The 314-nt window shown below is 53.2% G+C and carries 1 protein-coding gene; it reads left to right on the top strand.

The genetic code is table 11. The features are described 5' to 3' along the window. Window positions 1-314 (top strand): sugar phosphate nucleotidyltransferase (locus KDH83_RS32265; protein ID WP_249205493.1); only part of this gene is annotated, 314 nt, incomplete at both ends.

Here is a 314-nt window from a genome sequence, read left to right as displayed (position 1 = left end):
GGCCTCAACCTTCAGTATGCCGTGCAGGAATCGCCCGACGGTCTGGCCCAGGCGTTTCTCATCGGCGAGCAGTTCATAGGCAATGATCTGTCGGCCTTGGTCCTTGGTGACAACATTTTCTACGGACATGATTTCCACCTGTTGCTGAATGCCGCCAATCAACGTCCCAACGGCGCCAGCATTTTTGCCTACCATGTACACGATCCTGAACGCTATGGCGTCGCGGAATTCGACGGAGATGGCAAGGTACTGTCGCTTGAAGAAAAGCCCCAGTCTCCGAAATCAAACTACGCAGTAACTGGTCTGTACTTCTA

The organism is Achromobacter sp. Marseille-Q0513, assembly GCF_018195695.1.
Lineage (GTDB): Bacteria > Pseudomonadota > Gammaproteobacteria > Burkholderiales > Burkholderiaceae_B > Achromobacter.
Note: the sequence above shows the minus strand (reverse complement) of the source record. Positions and strands in the feature narration are given on the sequence as shown.